This is a genomic window from Pseudomonadota bacterium (assembly GCA_022361155.1).
In the GTDB taxonomy this organism is placed as follows: domain Bacteria; phylum Myxococcota_A; class Polyangia; order Polyangiales; family JAKSBK01; genus JAKSBK01.
The window spans coordinates 1-3,357 of sequence record JAKSBK010000239.1; the positions used below are offsets into that span (position 1 = coordinate 1).

Here is a 3,357-nt window from a genome sequence, read left to right on the forward strand (position 1 = left end):
ATCACGTCGCCACGACTTAGACCCTTGCGTGCGGCCAGACTGCCCGGCTTGACACGCGCGATCACGACGCCGTGCCGCACGTCCTTGGGGATGCGGTAGCGTGCGCGGGTGGACTTGTCGAGCTCCTCGAGGCTCAGCCCGGCAAGCCTACGCACCTTGTCCTCGTCCCGCTTCGTGGGTTGTCGATCGCTCTTGAGCTCTCCGAGCCTGAGCTTGAGCGTTAGCTTGTTGCCATCGCGCAGCACCTCGAGCTTCACCGTGGCGTTGGCACCTGCAGCCGCGATCAACCTGCGCAGCTTGCCCGTGGAATCGGCGCGCTCGCGGTTGACGCGCAGCACCACATCTCGCCGCTTGAGCCCACCCTTTGCGGCCGGGCTGTCCTCGGTGACCCGCGTAATCAGCACGCCCTGGGCACTGGGCAGGGCGAGCGCCCTGGCGAGGTCCTCGTCGATATTCTGAATGCCCACGCCCAACCAGCCGCGGTTCACCTTCCCGGTACGCAGCAGGCTGTCCATGACCTGCTTGGCCAAGACCGACGGAATCGCGAAACCGATACCCTGGTAGCCGCCGGAGCGAGAGTAGATCACGGTGTTGATGCCCACCAGCTGGCCTCGCATGTCCACCAGCGCGCCGCCCGAATTGCCCGGGTTGATGGCCGCATCGGTCTGGATGAAGTCCCCATAACCAACGGCACCCCCTAGCTCGCGGCCCTTGGCCGAAACGATCCCCATGGTGACGGTGTGACCTAGCTCAAACGGATTTCCGATGGCGAGCACCACCTCGCCCAAACGAAGCGCCGTGGAATCGCCCATCGGCATGGGCTTTAGATCCCCCAAGTCACCGTTGAGCTTGAGCACAGCCAGGTCGGTGGCGGGGTCGCTTCCGACGCTCTTGGCTTCGAACTCGCGTCCGTCCGACGTGGTGACGCGAATCTTGGTCGCCTTCTCGATGACATGGTTGTTGGTGAGCACGATGCCTGCGCGATCGACGATGACCCCAGAGCCCAGCCCGCGCTGACGCCGTTCTTTCGGCAGGTCGCGGTCACCAAAGAAGTGACGGAAGAACGGATCGTCGAAGAACGGATGGAAGCCTCGTCGACGGTCGAAGCGGATGACCTTCTCGGAAGAGATGTTGACCACGCTCGCAACGGCCCGCTCGGCGATGTCTGCCAGCGCGACCTGTCCCGCTTGCGCAAAGACCGGCGTGGGCCTCAGGGCGCGTGCAACGGCGCTCCCAAGCGTCCGGGCGAGGCCCGTGTTCTTCGAGCCCGGCTCCTGTGGTGCGGCTTTGCCGGATACGATGCTGGGACCGGAGCCCGAACACGCCGCTAGCAGAGCTAGCGCACTCATCAACCACACAATGCGCAACATCGTCTCTTCTCCCTGGAGCACCACGTCAAATCGCTTCGAAGTAACGCGCGAGCTCCCAGTCGGTGACGCTGCGCGCGTACTGCCGCAACTCCCAGTCTCGAGTGCGGACGAAGTGATCGACGAACGCGTCGCCGAGCAGCGTGCGCGCGGCCGTGCTGCAAGCGAGCGCCTGATTGGCTGCGGCCAGGCTCGCGGGCAACGGCGGTGCGACTCCCGACACGGTGGCATCGCCCTCGATGGGTGGCGGGGCTTCGAGGCCTTGCTCGAGACCGTGCAGACCCGCGGCAAGGCTGGTTGCGATGCCGATGTACGGGTTCACGTCGGCAGCGGTCTGACGATACTCCAGCCGAGCCGCAGCCTTGCCGGGCCCGGTGATCGCCCGCACCGCACAGGTGCGGTTCTCGATGCCCCACGACGCCGTCGTCGGCGCCCAAACGCCGGGTACGTAGCGTTTGTAGCTGTTGACGGTAGGCGAATACAGGGCGGTAAGCTCGGGCATCAAGCTCACGAGCCCCGCGGCGAAACGCCTCGCCGTTTGGGACAGCCCGTCGGGGGTCTTAGGGTCTGCGAAGAGGTTTTGGGATTCGTCCTGGGTCCACAGACTCTCATGGATGTGGCCGCTCGAGCCTGGCAGATCGCTGCGCCACTTGGCCATGAAGCTAACCAAGCAACCGCTGCGTGCTGCGAGCACCTTGAGCACCGACTTGAACAGAGCCGCCGCATCGGCCGCGGCAAGGGGGTGCTGCGCCCGTAGCGCGGCCTCGTACACACCCGGCCCGGTCTCGGTGTGCAAACCCTCGAGCTCGATCCCAAACGCAGCGAGCGAGTCGATCATGTGCTCCAGCAGATCCGCATGCTGGCCCTGGCGCACCCACGAGTAGCCGAACATGCCCGGGCTCAGCGGTGCCAAGTCTTGGTAGCGCTTGGCGTGCGCGCTTTCGGCGCTTTCCCTGAACAGCCAGAATTCGTACTCGACGCCCACTTTCGCCTGGAAGCCGGCTGCCGAAAGGCGGGCGACGACGCGTTTGAGCAAGTTGCGCGGGCAGGCAGGATGCGGCGACCCATCGGGGCCATAGAAATCCACCAGCACCACGGCGGTCTCGGGCTCTTCGGGCAGGACGCGAAAACTCGACGCGTCCACCCGGGCCTGAAGATCAGGATAACCGGTGTGCCAGCCGGTTATGCTGGCGTTGTCGTAAAGCTGATCGCCCACGTCCCAACCGAAGATCACGTCGCAAAAGCCCAATCCCTTGTCCACGGCCGACCAGAATTTGTCGACGTGGATGTACTTGCCTCGCAGCACCCCGTCGAGGTCAAAGCCCCCTAGCTTCACCCGTCGAATACCCCGGTCGTTGAACGCAGCACGCAATTGTTCCATGTCGTTTGGTCCGCTTCCGGACCACCACGATAGCAGACGTAACCCTTCACTGGGGTGTGCGCGCCGCAGCCGACGGCTTCCCAGGCGGCCTTCTGGACGGCTTTCGTCCTCGGTCTCGCCCTGCGCTGCAGCTGATTCCAAGCGCAGGCGAGCAGTACTCCTCGGGCGATTCCTGCGGGACCGCCCGCCCAGAAAACCGCCTGAAGCCCGACTTTCGGGCCTGAACGGTTACCGGTGGACGGCCCATCCCGCTGAGCGGTGGCGTGGTACAGATGCGCAGATTCCTCCCAAATCGCGCATGATTCTTCGCAGCTTGGATGGCGTATGCGCGTTCTCGTCCGCGGTTCTGTACTTTGCACATGCCGACTGTGTAAGCTGCTGTGCGTCACTCGTCGCTGTGACTTGGTCAACCACCTTCCGTCCAGGTAGTACGCTATGAACGCTTTCGTGACGTCCAGAAACACTCCACCCGCCCTGTCCACTCCAACCGCCCTGTCCACCCCAACCGCCCTGTCCACTCCAACCGCCCTGTCCACCCCAACCGCCCTCCGATCCGGGGTTGTCCGCCGGCTGCTACCGTGCCTCACCGGTGTTGCGGCCTTGGCCTCG

The 3,357-nt window shown here is 64.6% G+C and carries 2 protein-coding genes; both read right to left on the reverse strand.

The window, feature by feature from the left end:
* Positions 1–1,370 (reverse strand): Do family serine endopeptidase (locus MJD61_09040; protein MCG8555415.1); only part of this gene is annotated, 1,370 nt, incomplete at its 3' end.
* Positions 1,371–1,395: 25 nt separating this feature from the next.
* On the reverse strand, positions 1,396–2,748 hold the full coding sequence (locus MJD61_09045; GenBank protein MCG8555416.1) for a glutamine synthetase family protein: 1,353 nt from the start codon (positions 2,746–2,748) through the stop codon (positions 1,396–1,398).
* Positions 2,749–3,357 lie beyond the last annotated feature (609 nt).